The sequence below is a fragment of the Epilithonimonas tenax DSM 16811 genome, assembly GCF_000428485.1.
In the GTDB taxonomy this organism is placed as follows: Bacteria; Bacteroidota; Bacteroidia; order Flavobacteriales; family Weeksellaceae; genus Epilithonimonas; species Epilithonimonas tenax.
The window spans coordinates 1-1,362 of the sequence record NZ_AUAA01000100.1 but is presented as its reverse complement, the minus strand read 5'-3'; the positions used below and the strand labels follow the sequence as shown (position 1 = coordinate 1,362).

Here is a 1,362-nt window from a genome sequence, read left to right as displayed (position 1 = left end):
CATTAACTTTCATTCAATTTGTAAATGTTTTTGTATTTAATAGAAAAATGAATAATATTAAAATTGCATTAGTTTGATAATGCACTACGAGTTTTACTCTATTATCTCTAGCATTTCTAATGGCCTGTAGTGATAATAATGACATTTCAAATTCTAACTCGAGTGAAGGGAAAGAGGGTTCTACCGCCACTTTTATTCTGAAAAATAATTACATGTACGTCGTAGACCAAAGTCATCTGAATGTCTTCAGTCTTATAGATCCCGAAAATCCGGTGAAAGTAAAAACAGTTGATGCCGGCTTCAATATTGAAACACTGTTCTCAATGGATAATTACCTCTTCATTGGATCAAGAAATGGCATGTTCGTCTACAGCATCGAAAAAAATCCTGAAACACCGCAGTTTGTATCTCAAGCACAACATTTCACCGCTTGCGATCCGGTGGTTGCTAACTCTTCTCACGCTTTTGTTACGTTACATTCCAATACGACATGTAATGGAGGGGTGTTAAATAAACTGATGATCTATGACATTCAGAATATCAAAACACCTGTCCTGATATCGGAAAGAGATCTTTTGGAACCTAAAGGTCTTGCAATAAGTGGAAAGTATCTTTTTATATGTGATAAAAATGACATAGTGGTATTTGATATTGAGGATCCGAAAAATGTAAAAGTTGTGAAAACAATTTCTAATATTCCTGCAAAAGATCTCATTATTGATGGCAGTCATCTATTCGCATTTACTGCAAACTCTGTACATCAGTTCAACATCGATTTTTCAAATATTGAGAATATAAGCCAGATAAGTGTTCTTCCGCTTTAAGCTAAGTTATATTTAATAAAAAAATCATCCCAGAACAAGGCCGGGATGACTCCTAAAAACGTATGAAAAAATCTAATCTAGAATTCTAAAGTAATAGATCCTCTTACCGCAGCGCCCATAATTGGCCTCGCCATGATAGTGCCGTCTCCGCTTGGTGATCCTGACCTTGGATCGCCTTCTGTAATTCCGATGGTATTGAAAACATTGGTGGCATCAACAGCAAATCTTATTTTTCCTAACTGATAAGATGTTCCCGCTCCTACTTCGCCGAAGGCAGGCAACGTTTGTTTGTTGAATTCATCCTGGAAACGCTTGCCATAATAATTGTAACTTACATAAGTTCTCCATTCTTTGGTAATATTGAGCGCCGGCGTCACATTAAAATATAATTTCGGCATTCTTCTAACGGTATTGCCTTCCAAAAGACTGCTACCGGATAATCCTGGATCAATTCCAAAACTTGGGGGCTAGGCAAAAAGCTTAGACAACCTAAACAAGAAAAATGCTTTATCCCGCACACCTCTTAGTTGCAATCTGA

General features: G+C 36.8%; 2 protein-coding genes. One reads left to right on the top strand and one right to left on the bottom strand.

Going from position 1 to position 1,362, the window contains the following annotated elements:
* Nucleotides 1-119: 119 nt before the first annotated feature.
* Nucleotides 120-824, top strand: a complete 705-nt coding sequence (locus F564_RS19695; RefSeq protein WP_034982007.1) for an LVIVD repeat-containing protein — start codon at nt 120-122, stop codon at nt 822-824.
* A gap of 77 nt (nt 825-901) precedes the next feature.
* Here F564_RS19695 and F564_RS0117700 read toward each other — a convergent pair whose 3' ends face one another.
* Complete coding sequence (locus tag F564_RS0117700; RefSeq protein ID WP_028123744.1) at nt 902-1,222, bottom strand: TonB-dependent receptor; 321 nt, start codon at nt 1,220-1,222, stop codon at nt 902-904.
* Nucleotides 1,223-1,362 lie beyond the last annotated feature (140 nt).